Genomic DNA, 16725 nt, shown 5'->3' with positions numbered 1-16725 from the left:
CGGCGGCGCGCTCGAGTCGGCGGCCGTCCGTGACGGGAGGTTAGACCTCCCGTCCCCCGAATCCTATATTCCCGATCCTATTGCGCGGGTTCGGCGTCGACGAACGCCTTCAGGCCCGCGACCTGCTCGCCCAGCACCTTGTCCACCAGCGGCGCCATGCCGGCGGTGCCGCCCTCGCCCGCGACATGGCCGCCCAGCACATAGCTGACAGCGATGGTCGTGCCGCCGCCCTCGGCGGGCTTGAGCACGAAGGTCATGATGCCGATCACCGGATGCGCCTGGAGCGGGCCGAACGCGCCCTGCAGGCGCAGCACCTTGCCCGGCTGCGCATAAAGGATGCGCGCATGTTCGATGCTGCCCCGGCTGCCGCCCTCGCCCGCCAGCTTCTCGCAGAAACAGCCGCCGGCCTGCGCGTCCATCCACAGATTGGCGGCGTCGCCGCTATAGGTGTGGTCCTTGTTCCACCATTTGGCGGGCGCCTTGAGCGCGGCCCACACCGCCTCGGGCGGCTTGCTCACCGTTTCGCTGAAGACCAGATCGAAGCCGGTGTCGCTCGCCGACTTGACCTCCGCCGCCGCCGGCGCGGCCGCGACCAGCGCCAGCCCCGCGATCGCACAGATTCCGCGCATGCCCCCTCCATCTCCAACCCCGTCATGGGATATTAGAGTGATTTCGAGGCAGGTGGGAACCGGTTTTCCGCAACACGCGGCGGCCGGATTCGCGGGCGCGCGCGAATATGCGATTCACGCTGTAAGAAAGTCCGCGCGCGTGACACTATCAGTGCCAGGCGCGAACATGACGCGGCCAATGGAGAACGGCATGACGAACGGAGAACAGAAGCTGGTGATGCGCGGCGTCGCCGCCGGCACGCTGATCGGCCTGGCCATCGGCGGCATGATCGCGTTGCTGATCGCGATGAAACCGGCCTTCTTCGCCGCGCTGATCGGCTGACCGGGCTTACTCCATCGTCATCAACCCGGGTGCTGGCGAGTTGATGACGAAGAGGCGGTAACCGATTCAGGCCGGACCGGTTTCCTGCTTGCCGTGATTGCCGGGACGGCAGGTGATTCCACCTGCCGCGAAATCACTTCAGGATCTTCTCGATCGACTCGGTCACCTCGGCGATGTCGGCCATGCCGTCCACGCGGCTCACCAGCCCGCGCTCCTCGTAGATCGGCAGGATCGGCGCGGTCTTGGCGCGATATTCGGCCATGCGCGTGCGGACGGTTTCCGCGTTGTCGTCGGGCCGGCGCTTGAATTCGGTGCTGCCACAGACGTCGCAGACAGTCTCGACCTTGGGCTGCTTGAAGCGGTCGTGATAGCCTTCACCGCACTTGGCGCAGGTGAAGCGGCCGGTGATGCGCTCGACCAGCGCGTCCTCGTCCACCGCCAGCTCGATCACATGATCGAGCGTGCGGCCACGCGCCGCCATCAGCTCGTCGAGCAGCTCGGCCTGGCGCGCGGTGCGCGGATAGCCATCGAAGATGATGCCGGTTTCGGGATCGAGCTTGTCCATATGCTCGCCCAGGATCTGCGCCATCAGCTCGTCGGGGAAGAACTTGCCCGCCTTCATGATCTCATCGGCCATCTTGCCGACCTCGGTCCCCTCCTTCACCGCGGCGCGAAGGATGTCGCCGGTCGAGAGCTGGACCATGCCGCGCTCCTCGACGAGCCGGCTCGCCTGTGTCCCCTTCCCCGCCCCCGGGGGTCCCAACAGGATGATATTCATGTGCGCAGTCTCTCCGCGTATCGTTCCCGATCAGGCCGCGTGACAATCGGAATCACGCGGCCTTATCTGGATATTCGTTTTGTCGCGATTTTCGAGTCGTTCGATGCGATCGAACCGCAAATCGCTCCGGACCGGTCAGCGCGGCCGACCGCCCTTCAGCTTCGCCTTCTTGATCAGGTCGCCATATTGATGCGCCAGCAAGTGGCTCTGGATCTGCGTGACGGTGTCCATCGTCACATTGACCACGATCAACAGGCTGGTGCCCCCCAGATAGAAGGGGATGCCCGCCGTCGCGATCAGATATTCGGGCACCAGGCAGATCACCGTCAGATAGGCGGCGCCGATCACGGTGATACGCGTGAGCACGAAATCCAGATAGTCGGCGGTGTTCTTGCCCGGACGGATGCCGGGGATGAAGCCGCCATAGCGCTTCAGATTGTCCGCCGTTTCCTCCGGATTGAAGACGACCGCGGTGTAGAAGAAGCAGAAGAAGATGATGCCCGCCGCGTAGAGCGACATGTAGAGCGGCGAACCATGCTGCAGCGACGTCGTGACCGAGATCATGAAGTCGCCCCAGGCGCTCTCGCCCGCGGCGCGCTGGCCGGCGAACTGGACGAGCGTGAGCGGCATCAGCAGCAGCGACGAGGCGAAGATCGGCGGGATCACGCCCGCAGTGTTGATCTTCAGCGGCAGGTGGCTCTTTTCCGCCTGCATCAGCCCGCGTTGCGTCTGTCGCTTGGGATACTGGATCAGCACCCGGCGCTGCGCGCGTTCCATGAAGCAGATGAAGGCGATCAGGCCCAGCGCCAGGCCGATGATGCCCAGGATCATCAGCGGCTGCATCGATCCAGTACGGCCACCTTCGAACAGGTTGACCAGCGCGCGCGGCAATTGCGAGACAATGCCGGCCATGATGATGAGCGACACGCCGTTGCCGACGCCCCGGCTGGTGATCTGCTCGCCCAGCCACATCAGGAACATCGTGCCGCCGACCAGCGAGATCACCGCCGCGACGCGGAAGGCGATGCCGGGTTCGACCACCGCGACCACCCCTTGCGAGGCGCCCCAGTTCTCAAGGCCAACGGCGATGAAATAGCCCTGGATCGCGGTCAGGCCGACCGTGCCGTAGCGGGTATATTGGTTCAGCCGCTTGCGGCCGCTTTCACCTTCCTTCTTGATCGCGCTCAGCGTGGGCGACAGCGCGGTCGCGAGCTGCACGACGATCGAGGCGGTGATGTACGGCATCACGCCCAGGGCGATGACGCTCATCCGCTCGAGCGAACCGCCCGAAAAGGTGTTGAAGAAATCGAGCACGCCGCCCTGCGTTGTCGCATAGAGCGTCGCGAGCGCGCGCGGGTCGATGCCGGGCAGCGGGACGTGGCTCATCAATCGAAAGATGATGAGCGCGCCCAGCGTGAACCACAGGCGCTTCTTGAGCTCCGTGGCCTGCGCGAACTTCGACAGGTTGAGGTTGGATGCCAGATTGTCGGCTGCGGATGACATGATCGTCCTTAGACCCAGAAAATATGAGCGGCGGAACGCGTATCCGCACTCCGCCGCCCCATATAGTGGTCGATCCGGCTTTGTCTAAGCCTGATCACGCGAGGGGCTGATTCAGCCCGCCGCCTTTGCCTTCTTCGCGGCGAGCGTCTTGCCCTTCTTGGCCGCGGCCTTCTCGGCGGCCGGAACCACCTCGATCACCTCGACCGAGCCGCCCGCCTTCTCGATGGCGTCCTTCGCGCCCTTCGAGACGCCGGCCACCTTGAAGGAGAGCTTGGCGGAGAATTCGCCCTTGCCCAGGATACGCACGCCATCCTTGCCGCCACGCGCGACGCCGGCGGCCTTCAGCGCGGCGTGATCGATCACGCCGTCCTTGGCCAGCTTGCCCGCGTCGACCAGCTTCTGGATCGCGCCCAGGTTCACCTCGGCATGGTCCTTGGCGAAGATGTTGTTGAAGCCGCGCTTCGGAATACGCATGTGGAGCGGCATCTGGCCGCCCTCGAAGCCGTTGATCGAGACGCCCGAGCGTGCCTTGGCACCCTTCTGGCCGCGACCGGCGGTCTTGCCCTTGCCGGAGCCGATGCCCCGGCCCACGCGCATGCGGCCCTTGCGGGCGCCTTCATTGTCGCGGATGTCGTTCAGTTTCATGTGTTGCACTCGCTTTCGCTTTTGTCGCGCCAATTCCCGCTCCCGTTCGGGAGCGAGGCCAGGGGCGGGGATATCGACAAGAACCCCGGAAGTCCCCTGAAAAATCCGGCCCCTCCCCCGAAGGGAAGGAGCCAGAGAGATTTCAGCCGATCACCTCGACCATGTGCGGCAGCTTCTTGATCATGCCGCGCACTTCGGGGGTATCCTCCAGCTCCACCTCGCGGTGCATCTTGCCCAGGCCGAGGCCGGTCAGGATCGCACGCTGGCTGGAGGGGCGGCGGATCGGCGAACCGATCTGCTTGATCTTGATCTTCGCCATGTCGTTTACTCCACGATCGCTTCGGCGTCGGCCTGGGCGGTCTGCGAGCCGCCACGGCCGAGCAGGTCGGCGATCTTCTTGCCGCGACGCTGCGCCACGCTCTTGGGCGAGGTCTGCTCGCCGAGCGCCGCGAAGGTCGCGCGGATCATGTTGTACGGGTTGGACGTGCCGACCGACTTGGTCACCACATCGGCAACGCCGAGGCTCTCGAAGATGGCGCGCATCGGGCCACCCGCGATGATGCCGGTACCGGCAGGCGCCGAACGCAGCGTCACCTTGCCGGCGCCGAAATGGCCGTTGCCGTCATGGTGCAGCGTGCGACCCTCGCGCAGCGGCACGCGGATCATCGCCTTCTTGGCGGCCGCGGTCGCCTTCGAGATCGCCTCGGGCACTTCGCGGGCCTTGCCGTGGCCGAAGCCCGCGCGACCCTTGCCGTCGCCGACGACGACGAGCGCAGCGAAGCCGAAGCGCTTACCGCCCTTCACCGTCTTCGAGACGCGGTTGATGTGAACCAGCTTCTCGATCAGCTCTTCGCCGCCTTCGTCCTGGTTCTGGCCACCGCGACGATCGTCGCGCCGGCCACCACGGCCACCGCGATCGTTGCCGCCGCGATTGCCGCCACGGCCGCCACGCGGACCGCGCGGGCCGCGACCCTCGGTGGGGGCGGCGCCTTCGGTCGCGGGAGTGGCTTCGACGCCCTGGTTTTCGGTTTCGTCAGCCATAATCAGAACTCCAATCCGCCTTCACGCGCGGCTTCCGCCAGCGCCTTGACGCGTCCGTGAAACAGAAAGCCGCCACGGTCGAACACCACCTGGGTGACGCCGGCCTTCTTGGCGGCCTCGGCCACGCGCTTGCCGACATCGGCAGCCGCTTCGGCCGTCGCGCCGGTCTTGCCGCGGACATCCTTGTCGAGGGTCGAAGCGGACGCCACGGTACGGCCCTGGGCATCGTCGATGACCTGAGCGTAGATGTGGCGGCCCGAGCGATGGACCGAGAGCCGGGGGCGGAGGCCGCCACGCGCCTTGAGAGCGGTGCGGACGCGCCGACGGCGGCGATCGAAGAGAGAGAGTTTCGCCATGGCTTACTTCTTCTTGCCTTCTTTGCGGAAGATAAACTCGCCGCGATATTTGATGCCCTTGCCCTTGTAGGGCTCCGGCTTGCGCCAGCGACGGATCTCGGCGGCGAGCTGGCCGACCTTCTGCTTGTCGATGCCGCTGATCTCGACCGTGGTCTGATCAGGCGTCTTCACCTCGATGCCTTCCGGCACGTCGATATCGACATCATGGCTGTAGCCGAGCTGCAGCTTGAGCTTGCGGCCCTGCGCGTTGGCGCGATAGCCGACGCCCGTGATTTCCAGCACCTTCGAGAAACCGTCGGTCACGCCGGTGACCAGGTTCTGGACGAGCGTGCGGTGCATGCCCCAGAACGAGCGAGCGCGACGGCTCTCGTTCGCGGGCTTCACGACGATGCGGCCATCCTCGATGTCGTAGCTGATGTCATCAGCCAGCGACAGGCTCAGCGTGCCCTTCGGTCCCTTGACCGACAGGATGCCGCCTTCGATGCTGGCGCTGACGCCAGCCGGGACGGGAACCGGTACTTTACCGATGCGGCTCATCAGAACACCTCCGCCAGCACTTCGCCGCCGACATTCTGCTCGCGCGCTTCCGCGTCCGAGAGAACGCCCTTCGGCGTCGAAACGATCGTGATGCCGAGGCCGTTGCGCACGCGCGGCAGGTCCTTCGAACCCGAATAGACGCGGCGACCGGGCTTCGAGACGCGCGCGACGTGCTGGATCGCGGGCTGGCCCTCGAAATATTTCAGCTCGATGCGCAGGCCGTCGTGGCCGGCAAGGTCTTCTTCCTTATAGCCGCGGATATAGCCCTCGCGCTGAAGCACGTCGAGGACGCGCGCACGCAGCTTGGACGCGGGGGAAACCACGCTGTCCTTGCGGGCCCGCTGGCCGTTGCGGATGCGGGTGAGCAAATCACCCAGGGGATCGGTCAATGCCATCTTCTGATCCTTACCAGCTCGACTTCGTGACGCCCGGGATCAGGCCCTTGTTGGCCAGATCGCGAAGCTGCACGCGGCAGAGACGGAACTTACGGTAATAGGCGCGCGGACGGCCGGTGAGCTCGCAGCGGTTGCGAATCCGGGTCGGATTGCCGTTGCGGGGGATCTCAGCCATCTTCAGACGCGCGATCAGGCGCTCGGTCTCGTCGAGCGACGTGTCCGCGGCCACAGCCTTCAGCTTCGCATAACGGCCGGCATACTTCTTCACCAGCTTCTTGCGACGGTCATTCTTGTTGATCGAACTCAGTTTCGCCATGACTTAAGTTCTCTTCCTTCTGTCAGGCAGGTCCGGCCTTCAGGCCGCCTGCTTCTGCTCTTCAATCGGGAACGGGAAACCGAACAGGCGAAGCAGCTCGCGCGCTTCCTCGTCGGTCTTCGCCGTGGTGGTCACGATCACGTCCATGCCGCGCACCTTCTCGATGCGGTCATAGTTGATCTCGGGGAACACGATCTGCTCCTTCAGGCCCATGGCATAATTGCCACGACCGTCGAAGCTCTTCGGGTTCAGACCGCGAAAGTCGCGAACGCGCGGCAGCGCGATCGTCACCAGGCGATCGAGGAACTCGTACATGCGCTCGCGGCGCAGAGTCACCTTCACGCCGATCGGCATGCCTTCACGCAGCTTGAACTGCGCGATCGACTTCTTCGCCTTGGTGATGACGGGCTTCTGGCCCGCGATCAGTTCGAGCTCGGCAGCCGCCGTGTCGACCTTCTTCTTGTCCTGCGTCGCCTCGCCGACGCCCATGTTCAGCACGATCTTCTCGAGCTTGGGTACCTGCATCGGGTTCGCGTAGCCGAACTTCTCCGTCATCGCCTTGACGATGGTCTCGTCATACAGCTTGCGAAGTCGGGCCTGATATTTGTCAGCCATTGATGACCTCCCCGGACTTCACGGCCACGCGGACCTTCTTGCCGTCCTTGGTTTCGAAGCGGACGCGCGTCGCCTTGCCCGTCTTGGGATCGGCGATCGCGACCTTGGAGACGTGAAGCGGCGCTTCCGAGCGCTCGAGCCCGCCCTGCGGGTTCGCCTGGGTGGGCTTGCGGTGGCGGGTCGCGACGTTCACGCCGGACACGATCACCTTGCCTTCCTTGGGAATGCTCTTGGTGACTTCACCGGTGCGGCCCTTGTCCTTGCCGGACAGGACGACGACCTTGTCACCCTTGCGGATCTTGGCGGCAGCCATGTTACAGCACCTCCGGCGCGAGCGAGATGATCTTCATGAAGTTCTTCGCGCGCAGCTCACGAACCACCGGGCCGAAGATACGGGTGCCGATCGGCTCCTCGTTCTTGTTGACCAGAACCGCGGCGTTGCCGTCGAAACGGATCACCGAACCGTCGGGACGATGGATGTCCTTCGCCGTACGCACGATGACGGCGCGATGGACGTCACCCTTCTTAACCTTGCCGCGCGGCGCCGCTTCCTTGACGGAGACGACGATCACGTCGCCCACGCCAGCGGTACGGCGCTTCGAGCCGCCGAGCACCTTGATGCACTGGACTCGCTTGGCGCCGCTGTTGTCCGCGACGTCAAGATTTGACTGCATCTGGATCATTGATCCGCTTCCTTCTCACTTGGCTTGCCGGGATGCCCCGGTAGTTCCGAAACTGTGATCAGCCCTCGGCCGCTGCCGGCGTCGCCTGGGCATTCACCCGGTCGAGCACCTTCCACGTCTTGAGCTTCGAGATCGGCGCGGTCTCCTCGATGCGCACGGTCTCGCCTTCCTTGAACTCATTGCCCTCGTCATGGGCATGATACTTCTTCGACCGCTTGATGATCTTTCCGTAGAGCGGGTGCTTAACCCGGCGCTCCACCTTGACCACCACGGTCTTGTCGGTCTTGTCCGAGACGATCGTCCCGGTCAGCACGCGCTTCGGCATCGCTGAGACTCCTTACTTGCCAGCCGCAGCGGAGCGCTGCGTCTGGAGGGTCTTGATCCGCGCGATCGTGCGACGCACCTCGCGCACACGGCTCGGCTTCTCGAGCTGGTTGGTGGCGGCCTGGAAGCGCAGGTTGAACTGCTCACGCTTCAGTTCGCCGAGCTGCGTCGACAGCTCGTCATCGGTCTTCACCGTCAGGTCGTCCTTCGGAGCGGCTTTGGATTGCTTGGCCATCTCTCAAATTCCTCAGTGCATCGATTCGCCAAGGCGGGCGACCACCTTGGTCTTGATCGGCAGCTTTTCCATCGCACGCTCGAAAGCGACGCGGGCCAGCGGGCCGGGAACGCCGTCCAGCTCGAACAGGATGCGGCCGGGCTTGACGCGCGCCGCCCAATATTCGTTCGAACCCTTGCCCTTGCCCTGGCGGACTTCGGCGGGCTTCTTCGAAACCGGCACGTCGGGGAACACGCGGATCCACAAACGCCCCTGGCGCTTGATGTGACGCGTGATCGCGCGGCGGGCCGCCTCGATCTGGCGCGCGGTGATCCGGTCGGGCTCGAGCGCCTTCAGGCCGAACGAACCGAAGTTCAGCGCCGTACCGCCCTTGGCGTCGCCGTGGATGCGGCCCTTGAACGCCTTGCGGAACTTGGTCTTCTTGGGTTGCAGCATTGGAGCCTACCTCAATTCGTTCAGCGTGCCGGACGCACGCCGGAGGTCTGTGCCTCCAGCATGAGCCGATCCTGCGACATGGGATCGTGGCCGAGGATCTCGCCCTTGAAGATCCACACCTTGATGCCGCACACGCCATAGGCGGTGTGGGCTTCGGCTTCCGCATAGTCGACGTTCGCGCGCAGCGTGTGCAGCGGAACCCGGCCCTCGCGATACCATTCGGTACGCGCGATCTCGGCGCCGCCGAGACGGCCGCCGCAGGTGATCCGGATGCCTTCCGCGCCAAGGCGGAGGGCCGACTGCACGGCGCGCTTCATCGCCCGGCGGAACGCGACGCGACGCTCAAGCTGATCGGCGACCGACTGCGCGACGAGGCGCGAGTCGATTTCCGGCTTGCGGATCTCGACGATGTTCAGGCTGACGTCCGACGACGTCATCGAACCCAGCTTCTTGCGAAGCTTCTCGATGTCGGCGCCCTTCTTGCCGATGATGACGCCCGGACGGGCGGCATAGATCGACACGCGGCACAGCTTGGCGGGACGCTCGATCACGACCTTCGAGATCGCGGCCTGCGGCAGTTCCTTCATCACATACTGGCGGATCTTGAGATCCTCCAGCAGCAGACGGCCATAATCGGCGCCTTCGGCGAACCAGCGGCTGTCCCAGGTCCGGTTGATCTGGAGGCGGAGCCCGATCGGATTGCTCTTCTGACCCATTATGCTTCTTCCTGCTCACGGACCACGATGCGCACGCGGCTGAAGGGCTTCACGATGCGCGACGAACGACCGCGGGCGCGGGCGGCGAAACGCTTCATCGAGATGCTCTTGCCCACGCTCGCCTCGGACACGACCAGCGCGTCGACGTCGAGATTGTGGTTGTTCTCCGCGTTGGCGATCGCGCTGGCGAGCACCTTGCGGACGTCGACCGCCATCCCCTTCTTCGAGAAGGAGAGGATGTTCAGCGCATCGCCGGCCTTCTTGTTGCGGATCAGCGCCGCGACCAGGTTCAGCTTCTGCGCCGAACCGCGGATCTGCGTGCCGACGGCAAGCGCTTCCTTGTCGCCAACGCGACGGGGGGCTTTTTCCTTGCTCATCAGCGCTTGCCCTTCTTGTCGGCGGCGTGGCCGGGGAAGTAGCGCGTGGGCGCGAATTCACCGAGCTTCATGCCGACCATGTCCTCGTTCACCGAGACGGGAACGAACTTGCGGCCGTTATAGACGCTGAAGGTCAGTCCAACGAACTGCGGCAGGATGGTGGAACGACGCGACCAGGTCTTGATCGGCGCGCGGCCACCCGAGTCCTGAGCGGATTCGGCTTTCTTCAGCAGATGCAGGTCGACGAACGGACCTTTCCAGACGGAACGGGCCATGGCTTACCTCTTCTTCTTGGCGTGGCGAGAACGGATGATCATCTTGTCCGTCGCCTTGTTGTGACGGGTGCGCGCACCCTTGGTCGGCTTGCCCCACGGGGTGACCGGATGACGGCCGCCCGAGGTCCGGCCTTCACCACCGCCGTGCGGGTGGTCGACCGGGTTCTTGGCGACGCCGCGGGTCAGCGGGCGCTTGCCCAGCCAGCGGTTGCGGCCGGCCTTGGCGAAGTTCTGGTTGGCGTTGTCGGGGTTCGACACCGCGCCCACAGTGCCCATGCACTCGCCGCGAATGTAGCGCTGCTCGCCCGAGTTCAGGCGGACGATGACGAGGCCACGGTCACGACCGACGACTTGGACATAGGTGCCCGCCGAACGCGCGATCTGGCCGCCCTTGCCCGGCTTCATCTCCACATTGTGGACGATGGTGCCGACCGGCATCTGGCCCAGCTCCATGGCGTTGCCCGGCTTCACGTCGGTCTTCTTGCCCGCGATCACCTTGTCGCCAACGCCCAGGCGCTGCGGCGCGATGATATAGGCAATGCGATCCTTGCCGGCTTCGTCGGCGCCGTAATTGACGAGCGCGATGAAGGCGGTGCGGTTGGGATCATATTCGATCCGCTCGACGGTGCCCTCGACGTCCCACAGGCGGCGCTTGAAATCGACGATGCGATAACGCTGCTTGTGGCCGCCGGCGATGCCGCGCGACGTGACGTGACCCTTGTTGTTGCGGCCGCCCGTCTTGCGCTTGCCTTCGGTCAGCGCCTTGACGGGCTTGCCCTTGTACAGCGCGGAGCGGTCGACGAGAATCAGGCCGCGTCGGGCCGGGCTCGTCGGGTTGTAATGCTTGAGTGCCATTACGCCTTAACCTCTTCGGTCACGTCGATCGACGACTCGCCTGCGGCAAGCGTCACGATCGCCTTCTTCACGTCCGAGCGCGTGTAGGGCTTGCCCTTCCAGCGCTTGGTCTTGCCCTTGGCGACCAGCGTGTTCACGCTCGCGACCTTCTTGTCGTAGATCGCCTCGATCGCGGCCTTGATCTGCGTCTTGGTCGCGTTGGGCGCCACCTTGAACACAAGCGCGTTGTGCTCGCTCAGCAGGGTCGACTTCTCGGTGATGTGCGGCGCGACGATCACGTCATAATGACGGTTGTCGACGGCGTTCTTGTTCTTAGCCATTGAAGCGCGCCTCCAGCTTTTCGACAGCGGCACGGGTCAGCACCAGCGTGTCGGCCTTAAGAATGTCGTAGACGTTCGCGCCGATCGCCGGGAGCACGTTGATCTCGTGCAGGTTGGCCGAAGCCAGCGCGAAGCTGCGCTCGACGCTTTCGCCGTCGATCACCAGCGCCGACTTGCCGAAGCCCAGCTTCGCCAGATCGGCGGCCAGCGCCTTGGTCTTGCCGTCCTTCACTTCCAGGCTTTCCATCACGATGAGCTGCCCGGCCTTCGCCTTGGACGACAGCGCCATCTTGAGGCCCAGCGCACGGATCTTCTTGTTCAGCGACGGATTGAAGTCGCGAACGCGGGGACCGTGAGCCTTACCACCGCCGATGAAGACGGGAGCGCGGCGATCGCCGTGACGGGCGGTGCCGCCGCCCTTCTGGCGGCCGAACTTCTTGCCGGTGCGCGCGACATCCGAGCGCTCGCGGGCGCCACGGGCGGTGCCGCGGGCCTTTTCGAGCTGCCAGGTGACGACGCGGTGCAGGATGTCGGCGCGCGGCTCGACGCCGAACACGGCATCATTGAGCTCGATATCGCCCTTGCCCTTGGCGTCGAGGGTTTGAACCTTGACCTTCACGTTCAGCCCTCCTGGCCTTCGGTGACTTCCGCGGGCGCAGCCTCGGCTTCGGCCGGGATGTCAGCGGGAGCACTGTCATTGTTGGAATTGGCCGCCTGCTTCAGGCTGGCCGGATACGGCGCTTCCGCGTGGCGGGCGACCTTGACGGCGTCCTTGACGAGGAGCCATGCGCCCTTCGAACCGGGCACCGAGCCCTTCACGAAGATCAGGCCGCGCTCGACGTCGGTGCCGACGACTTCCAGATTCTGCTGGGTGCGCTGACGGGCGCCCATATGGCCGGCCATCTTCTTGTTCTTGAACACGCGGCCCGGATCCTGACGGTTACCCGTCGAACCGTGCGCACGGTGCGAGATCGAAACACCGTGGGTGGCGCGCATACCGCCGAAGCCCCAGCGCTTCATGGCGCCGGCGAAGCCCTTGCCCTGCGTCTGGCCGGCAATGTCGACGAGCTGGCCGGTCACGAAATGGTCGGCGGCGATGGTCGCGCCGACATCGAGCAGCGCGTCGTCAGCGACGCGGAACTCGGCGACACGCGCCTTCAGCTCGACTTCGTTCTTGCCGAAATGCCCGCGGACGGGCTTCGAAACATTCTTCGCCTTCGCTGTGCCGGCACCGAGCTGGACGGCGACATAGCCATCGCGATCGGCCTCACGGCGCGCGACGACCTGACACCCCTCAAGGGACAGGACAGTGACGGGAACATGACGACCGTCGCCCTGGAACAGGCGGGTCATCCCCATCTTCTTGGCGATCACGCCAGTGCGCATGATCAAGACTCCTTTAACAGAGGCCCCACGGAACCATTTCCGGGGGGCGTGTCAGCCCTGAAATTCATGCGTCGCCCCGTCCGGGCTGGTTTCCCTCGCGAGAGGGAAGACGGGGGACGCAGTCCACGGCGAACCGTGCGGTATCCCTTTTCGTCTCCGAGGGGCCGAAACCCCTCGACGCCCCGCCGAAGCGGGGAAAAAGGTTATTGGCTCAGGCCAACTTGATTTCGACGTTCACGCCGGCCGCGAGGTCGAGCTTCATCAGCGCGTCGACGGTCTGCGGCGTGGGCTGCACGATGTCGAGCAGCCGCTTGTACGTCCTCACCTCGAACTGCTCGCGCGACTTCTTGTCGATGTGCGGGCCGCGGTTCACGGTGAACTTCTCGATGCGCGTCGGCAGCGGAATAGGACCGCGAATGAGAGCGCCGGTGCGGCGAGCCGTATCAGCGATGTCGCCAGTTGCCTGGTCGAGCACGCGGTGATCGAACGCCTTAAGGCGAATCCGTATATTCTGCGTTTCCATGTCCACTACCGATGCGAAAGAGCCGTAACTGTAAAATGCGAGCCGCCCGACTCCCCAGAGAGAATCGGGCGGCTGCGGTGCCTATATTACTTCGTGATCGTCGCGACAACCCCTGCGCCGACGGTACGGCCACCTTCGCGAATTGCGAAGCGCAGACCCGGATCCATCGCGATCGGGGCGATCAGCTTGACGCTGAGCTGGACGTTGTCGCCCGGCATGACCATCTCGGTGCCCTCGGGGAGGACGACTTCGCCGGTCACGTCGGTCGTGCGGAAGTAGAACTGCGGACGATAGTTCGCGAAGAACGGCGTGTGACGGCCGCCTTCGTCCTTCGAGAGGACATAGACCTCCGAAGTGAACTCGGTGTGCGGCGTGATCGAACCGGGCTTGGCCAGAACCTGACCACGCTCCACTTCGTCACGGCCGACGCCGCGGATCAGCGCGCCGATGTTGTCGCCAGCCTGGCCCTGGTCGAGCAGCTTGCGGAACATTTCGACGCCGGTGACGGTCGTCTTCTTGGTGTCCTTGATGCCGACGATCTCGACTTCCTCGCCAACCTTGACGATGCCGGTCTCGACGCGGCCGGTGACGACCGTACCGCGACCCGAGATCGAGAACACGTCTTCGATCGGCATCAGGAACGGACGGTCCAGCGGACGCTCCGGCTGCGGGATCCACGAGTCGACGGCGGCCATCAGCTTCAGGATGGCGTCACGGCCGATTTCCGTGTTGCTGTCTTCCAGAGCGGCGAGCGCCGAACCGGCGATGATCGGAATATTGTCGCCGTCGAAGTCGCGCTTGGAAAGCTCCTCGCGAATTTCGAGCTCAACGAGCTCGAGCAGCTCGGGATCATCGACCTGGTCGACCTTGTTCAGGAAGACGACCATGGTGGGCACGCCGACCTGCTTGGCGAGCAGGATGTGCTCCTTGGTCTGCGGCATCGGGCCGTCAGCGGCCGAAACCACCAGGATCGCGCCGTCCATCTGAGCGGCGCCGGTGATCATGTTCTTCACATAGTCGGCGTGGCCCGGGCAGTCGACGTGCGCATAGTGGCGCTCGCCGGTCTCGTACTCGACGTGAGCGGTCGAGATCGTGATGCCGCGTTCGCGCTCTTCAGGAGCCTTGTCGATGTTGGCATAGTCGACGAACGTCGCGCCGCCGGTTTCGGCCAGCACCTTCGTGATCGCCGCGGTCAGCGAGGTCTTGCCATGGTCGACGTGACCGATGGTGCCGATGTTGCAGTGCGGCTTCGTCCGCTCAAACTTAGCTTTCGCCATTTCTTTCCTACCTTCTTCTCTCTGAATTCGATCGCCGACCGCCAAGGGCGTGCTCGAAGCGTGGCCCCATAGCGGCGATTCTCGAATTATGCCAGCTTTGCTTTCACTTCATCCGCGACGTTCTGCGGAACCTCGTCATAGTGCGAGAACTGCATGCTGTACTGCGCACGGCCCTGGGTGAAGGAGCGGAGCGAGTTCACATAGCCGAACATGTTCGCCAGCGGCACCATCGCGGTCACCGCCTGCGCGTTGCCGCGCGTATCGGTGCCCTGGATCTGGCCGCGACGGCTGTTCATGTCGCCGATCACGTCGCCCAGATAATCCTCCGGCGTGACGACTTCCACCTTCATCACCGGCTCGAGCAGCGTGATGCCCGACTTCTGGGCCGCTTCGCGCATCGCGCCGCGGGCACAGATTTCGAACGCCAGCGCCGACGAGTCGACGTCGTGGTACGCACCGTCATACAGCAGGATCTCGAAGTCGATGATCGGGAAGCCGACCAGCGAGCCCGTCGCCGCCGTTTCGCGGAAGCCCTTTTCGATCGCGGGGATATATTCCTTGGGAATATTGCCGCCCTTGATCTCGTCCTTGAAGATGATGCCCGAACCGCGCTCGCCCGGCTGAAGCTTGACCTTCACGCGGCCGAACTGACCGGTGCCGCCCGACTGCTTCTTGTGGGTGTAGTCGATATCGACGGGCTTCTTCAGATACTCGCGATAGGCCACCTGCGGCGCGCCGACATTGGCCTCGACCTTGAACTCACGCTTCATGCGGTCGACCAGGATCTCGAGGTGGAGTTCGCCCATCCCCTTGATGATGGTCTGGCCCGATTCGTGATCGGTCGAGACGCGGAACGAGGGATCTTCGGCGGCCAGGCGGTTGAGCGCGATGCCCATCTTCTCCTGGTCGGCCTTCGTCTTCGGCTCCACCGACAGCTCGATCACGGGCTCGGGGAACTCCATGCGCTCCAGGATGATCGGATTCGCGGCGTCGCACAGCGTGTCGCCGGTCGTCGTTTCCTTGAGGCCCGCGATCGCGACGATGTCGCCGGCGCGCGCTTCATCGATGTCCTCACGCGAGTTCGCGTGCATGAGGAGCATACGGCCGATCTTTTCCTTCTTGTCCTTCACCGAGTTCAGGTAGCTGCCCTTGGACAGCGTGCCCGAATAGATGCGCGCGAAGGTGAGCGAGCCCACGAAGGGATCGTTCATGATCTTGAACGCCAGCAGCGAGAGCGGCGCGTCGTCCGAAGGCGGACGCGTGTCCGGCGTCTCGCCGTCGAGCTTCACGCCCTGCACGTCGGGGATGTCCAGCGGCGAGGGCAGATAATCGACGACCGCGTCGAGCAGGGGCTGCACACCCTTGTTCTTGAACGCCGAACCGCAGACGATCGGAACGAACGAGAAGTTCAGCGTGCCCTTGCGGATCAGCTTCTTGAGGGTGGCGACGTCGGGCTCGTTGCCCTCCAGATACGCCTCCATCACGTCGTCGTCCTGCTCGACGGCCATCTCGATCAGCTCGGCGCGCGCGGTCGCGGCGGCGTCCTGCAGATCCTCGGGAATGGCCTGATATTCGAACTTCGCGCCCAGCGACTCGTCGAGCCAGATGATCGCGCGGTTCTCGACCAGGTCGACCAGGCCCTTGAAGCCGCCCTCGATGCCGATCGGGAGATACAGCACGGCGGGACGCGCGCCCAGGCGGTCCTTGATCATGTCGACGCAGCGCTCGAAGCTCGCGCCGGTGCGGTCGAGCTTGTTGACGAAGCACATGCGGGGAACCTTGTACTTCTCCGCCTGGCGCCACACCGTTTCCGACTGGGGCTCAACGCCGGCGACGCCGTCGAAGCAGGCCACCGCGCCGTCGAGCACGCGCAGCGAACGCTCGACCTCGATGGTGAAGTCGACGTGGCCGGGCGTGTCGATGATGTTGATCAGGTGCTCTTCGCCCTTGCCCTCTTCAGCGCGCCACTTGCAGGTGGTCGCCGCCGAGGTGATCGTGATCCCACGCTCCTGCTCCTGCTCCATCCAGTCCATCGTCGCCGTGCCTTCGTGCACTTCGCCGATCTTGTAGGACTTGCCGGTGTAATAGAGGATGCGCTCCGTCGTCGTGGTCTTACCGGCGTCGATGTGCGCCATGATGCCGATATTGCGGTAGCGCTCGAGCGGATGGCTGCGGGCCATGA

General features: G+C 64.5%; 27 protein-coding genes. 1 reads left to right on the top strand and 26 read right to left on the bottom strand.

Going from position 1 to position 16725, the window contains the following annotated elements:
• Positions 1 to 77: 77 nt before the first annotated feature.
• Positions 78 to 629 (bottom strand): SRPBCC family protein, encoded by a 552-nt coding sequence (locus tag K7G82_RS08300; RefSeq protein WP_222989384.1) that lies wholly within the window; start codon positions 627 to 629, stop codon positions 78 to 80.
• 190 nt (positions 630 to 819) lie between these two features.
• Between K7G82_RS08300 and K7G82_RS30025 the strand changes: the two genes are divergently transcribed.
• Positions 820 to 951, top strand: coding sequence for a hypothetical protein (locus K7G82_RS30025; RefSeq protein WP_281422980.1), 132 nt, complete (start codon positions 820 to 822; stop codon positions 949 to 951).
• Positions 952 to 1084: 133 nt separating this feature from the next.
• Here the strand turns inward: K7G82_RS30025 and K7G82_RS08295 are convergent, their stop codons facing one another.
• The 25 genes from K7G82_RS08295 to fusA form a co-directional block, all read right to left on the bottom strand.
• Entirely contained in the window at positions 1085 to 1729 is a 645-nt protein-coding gene (locus K7G82_RS08295) for an adenylate kinase (RefSeq protein WP_222989383.1), read from the bottom strand.
• Positions 1730 to 1864: 135 nt separating this feature from the next.
• Positions 1865 to 3232, bottom strand: coding sequence for a preprotein translocase subunit SecY (gene secY, locus K7G82_RS08290; protein ID WP_222989382.1), 1368 nt, complete (start codon positions 3230 to 3232; stop codon positions 1865 to 1867).
• A gap of 111 nt (positions 3233 to 3343) precedes the next feature.
• Positions 3344 to 3877 (bottom strand): 50S ribosomal protein L15, encoded by a 534-nt coding sequence (rplO, locus tag K7G82_RS08285; RefSeq protein WP_222989381.1) that lies wholly within the window; start codon positions 3875 to 3877, stop codon positions 3344 to 3346.
• A gap of 142 nt (positions 3878 to 4019) precedes the next feature.
• A complete protein-coding gene (gene rpmD / locus K7G82_RS08280; RefSeq protein ID WP_222989380.1) occupies positions 4020 to 4196 on the bottom strand; it encodes a 50S ribosomal protein L30 in 177 nt (58 codons plus the stop codon).
• A 5-nt stretch (positions 4197 to 4201) separates the two neighbouring features.
• Positions 4202 to 4918 (bottom strand): 30S ribosomal protein S5, encoded by a 717-nt coding sequence (rpsE, locus tag K7G82_RS08275; protein ID WP_246623380.1) that lies wholly within the window; start codon positions 4916 to 4918, stop codon positions 4202 to 4204.
• A gap of 2 nt (positions 4919 to 4920) precedes the next feature.
• Positions 4921 to 5274: a 50S ribosomal protein L18 gene (rplR, locus tag K7G82_RS08270; protein WP_222989379.1), complete on the bottom strand. Its 354-nt coding sequence runs from the start codon at positions 5272 to 5274 to the stop codon at positions 4921 to 4923.
• A 3-nt stretch (positions 5275 to 5277) separates the two neighbouring features.
• A complete protein-coding gene (rplF, locus tag K7G82_RS08265) occupies positions 5278 to 5811 on the bottom strand; it encodes a 50S ribosomal protein L6 (RefSeq protein WP_222989378.1) in 534 nt (177 codons plus the stop codon).
• On the bottom strand, positions 5811 to 6206 hold the full coding sequence (gene rpsH, locus K7G82_RS08260) for a 30S ribosomal protein S8 (protein WP_222989377.1): 396 nt from the start codon (positions 6204 to 6206) through the stop codon (positions 5811 to 5813). Before rpsH ends, rplF begins: the two co-directional genes overlap by 1 nt.
• A gap of 10 nt (positions 6207 to 6216) precedes the next feature.
• Positions 6217 to 6522, bottom strand: coding sequence for a 30S ribosomal protein S14 (rpsN, locus tag K7G82_RS08255; RefSeq protein ID WP_222989376.1), 306 nt, complete (start codon positions 6520 to 6522; stop codon positions 6217 to 6219).
• Positions 6523 to 6561: 39 nt separating this feature from the next.
• On the bottom strand, positions 6562 to 7137 hold the full coding sequence (gene rplE / locus K7G82_RS08250) for a 50S ribosomal protein L5 (RefSeq protein ID WP_222989375.1): 576 nt from the start codon (positions 7135 to 7137) through the stop codon (positions 6562 to 6564).
• A complete protein-coding gene (gene rplX / locus K7G82_RS08245; RefSeq protein WP_222989374.1) occupies positions 7130 to 7450 on the bottom strand; it encodes a 50S ribosomal protein L24 in 321 nt (106 codons plus the stop codon). Before rplX ends, rplE begins: the two co-directional genes overlap by 8 nt.
• Position 7451: 1 nt before the next feature.
• Entirely contained in the window at positions 7452 to 7820 is a 369-nt protein-coding gene (gene rplN / locus K7G82_RS08240) for a 50S ribosomal protein L14 (RefSeq protein WP_119765380.1), read from the bottom strand.
• Between the two features lie 58 nt (positions 7821 to 7878).
• Positions 7879 to 8145, bottom strand: a complete 267-nt coding sequence (rpsQ, locus tag K7G82_RS08235; protein WP_222989373.1) for a 30S ribosomal protein S17 — start codon at positions 8143 to 8145, stop codon at positions 7879 to 7881.
• A 12-nt stretch (positions 8146 to 8157) separates the two neighbouring features.
• The gene (rpmC, locus tag K7G82_RS08230; RefSeq protein WP_222989372.1) at positions 8158 to 8379 is read right to left on the bottom strand and encodes a 50S ribosomal protein L29; all 222 of its coding nucleotides are present in this window, start codon (positions 8377 to 8379) and stop codon (positions 8158 to 8160) included.
• Positions 8380 to 8391: 12 nt separating this feature from the next.
• Positions 8392 to 8814, bottom strand: coding sequence for a 50S ribosomal protein L16 (rplP, locus tag K7G82_RS08225; RefSeq protein ID WP_222989371.1), 423 nt, complete (start codon positions 8812 to 8814; stop codon positions 8392 to 8394).
• A 20-nt stretch (positions 8815 to 8834) separates the two neighbouring features.
• On the bottom strand, positions 8835 to 9530 hold the full coding sequence (gene rpsC, locus K7G82_RS08220) for a 30S ribosomal protein S3 (RefSeq protein ID WP_222989370.1): 696 nt from the start codon (positions 9528 to 9530) through the stop codon (positions 8835 to 8837).
• Positions 9530 to 9907 (bottom strand): 50S ribosomal protein L22, encoded by a 378-nt coding sequence (gene rplV / locus K7G82_RS08215; protein ID WP_222989369.1) that lies wholly within the window; start codon positions 9905 to 9907, stop codon positions 9530 to 9532. The genes rpsC and rplV overlap by 1 nt, the downstream gene beginning before the upstream one ends.
• Complete coding sequence (rpsS, locus tag K7G82_RS08210) at positions 9907 to 10182, bottom strand: 30S ribosomal protein S19 (protein ID WP_222989368.1); 276 nt, start codon at positions 10180 to 10182, stop codon at positions 9907 to 9909. The genes rplV and rpsS overlap by 1 nt, the downstream gene beginning before the upstream one ends.
• Positions 10183 to 10185: 3 nt before the next feature.
• Positions 10186 to 11037 carry a 50S ribosomal protein L2 gene (gene rplB, locus K7G82_RS08205; RefSeq protein WP_222989367.1) on the bottom strand — a complete coding sequence of 284 codons (852 nt, stop codon included), beginning with the start codon at positions 11035 to 11037 and terminating at the stop codon, positions 10186 to 10188.
• On the bottom strand, positions 11037 to 11357 hold the full coding sequence (locus K7G82_RS08200; protein WP_222989366.1) for a 50S ribosomal protein L23: 321 nt from the start codon (positions 11355 to 11357) through the stop codon (positions 11037 to 11039). Before K7G82_RS08200 ends, rplB begins: the two co-directional genes overlap by 1 nt.
• A complete protein-coding gene (rplD, locus tag K7G82_RS08195; protein WP_222989365.1) occupies positions 11350 to 11976 on the bottom strand; it encodes a 50S ribosomal protein L4 in 627 nt (208 codons plus the stop codon). Before rplD ends, K7G82_RS08200 begins: the two co-directional genes overlap by 8 nt.
• A 2-nt stretch (positions 11977 to 11978) precedes the next feature.
• On the bottom strand, positions 11979 to 12743 hold the full coding sequence (rplC, locus tag K7G82_RS08190; protein WP_222989364.1) for a 50S ribosomal protein L3: 765 nt from the start codon (positions 12741 to 12743) through the stop codon (positions 11979 to 11981).
• A 211-nt stretch (positions 12744 to 12954) separates the two neighbouring features.
• Positions 12955 to 13266, bottom strand: coding sequence for a 30S ribosomal protein S10 (gene rpsJ / locus K7G82_RS08185; protein WP_222989363.1), 312 nt, complete (start codon positions 13264 to 13266; stop codon positions 12955 to 12957).
• 86 nt (positions 13267 to 13352) lie between these two features.
• Positions 13353 to 14543, bottom strand: coding sequence for an elongation factor Tu (tuf, locus tag K7G82_RS08180; protein ID WP_222989362.1), 1191 nt, complete (start codon positions 14541 to 14543; stop codon positions 13353 to 13355).
• A gap of 86 nt (positions 14544 to 14629) precedes the next feature.
• Positions 14630 to 16723: an elongation factor G gene (gene fusA / locus K7G82_RS08175; protein WP_222989361.1), complete on the bottom strand. Its 2094-nt coding sequence runs from the start codon at positions 16721 to 16723 to the stop codon at positions 14630 to 14632.
• Positions 16724 to 16725: the final 2 nt, after the last annotated feature.

It is taken from the genome of Sphingomonas colocasiae (assembly GCF_019880585.1).
Classification (GTDB): domain Bacteria; phylum Pseudomonadota; class Alphaproteobacteria; order Sphingomonadales; family Sphingomonadaceae; genus Sphingobium_A; species Sphingobium_A colocasiae.
Note: the sequence above shows the minus strand (reverse complement) of the source record. Positions and strands in the feature narration are given on the sequence as shown.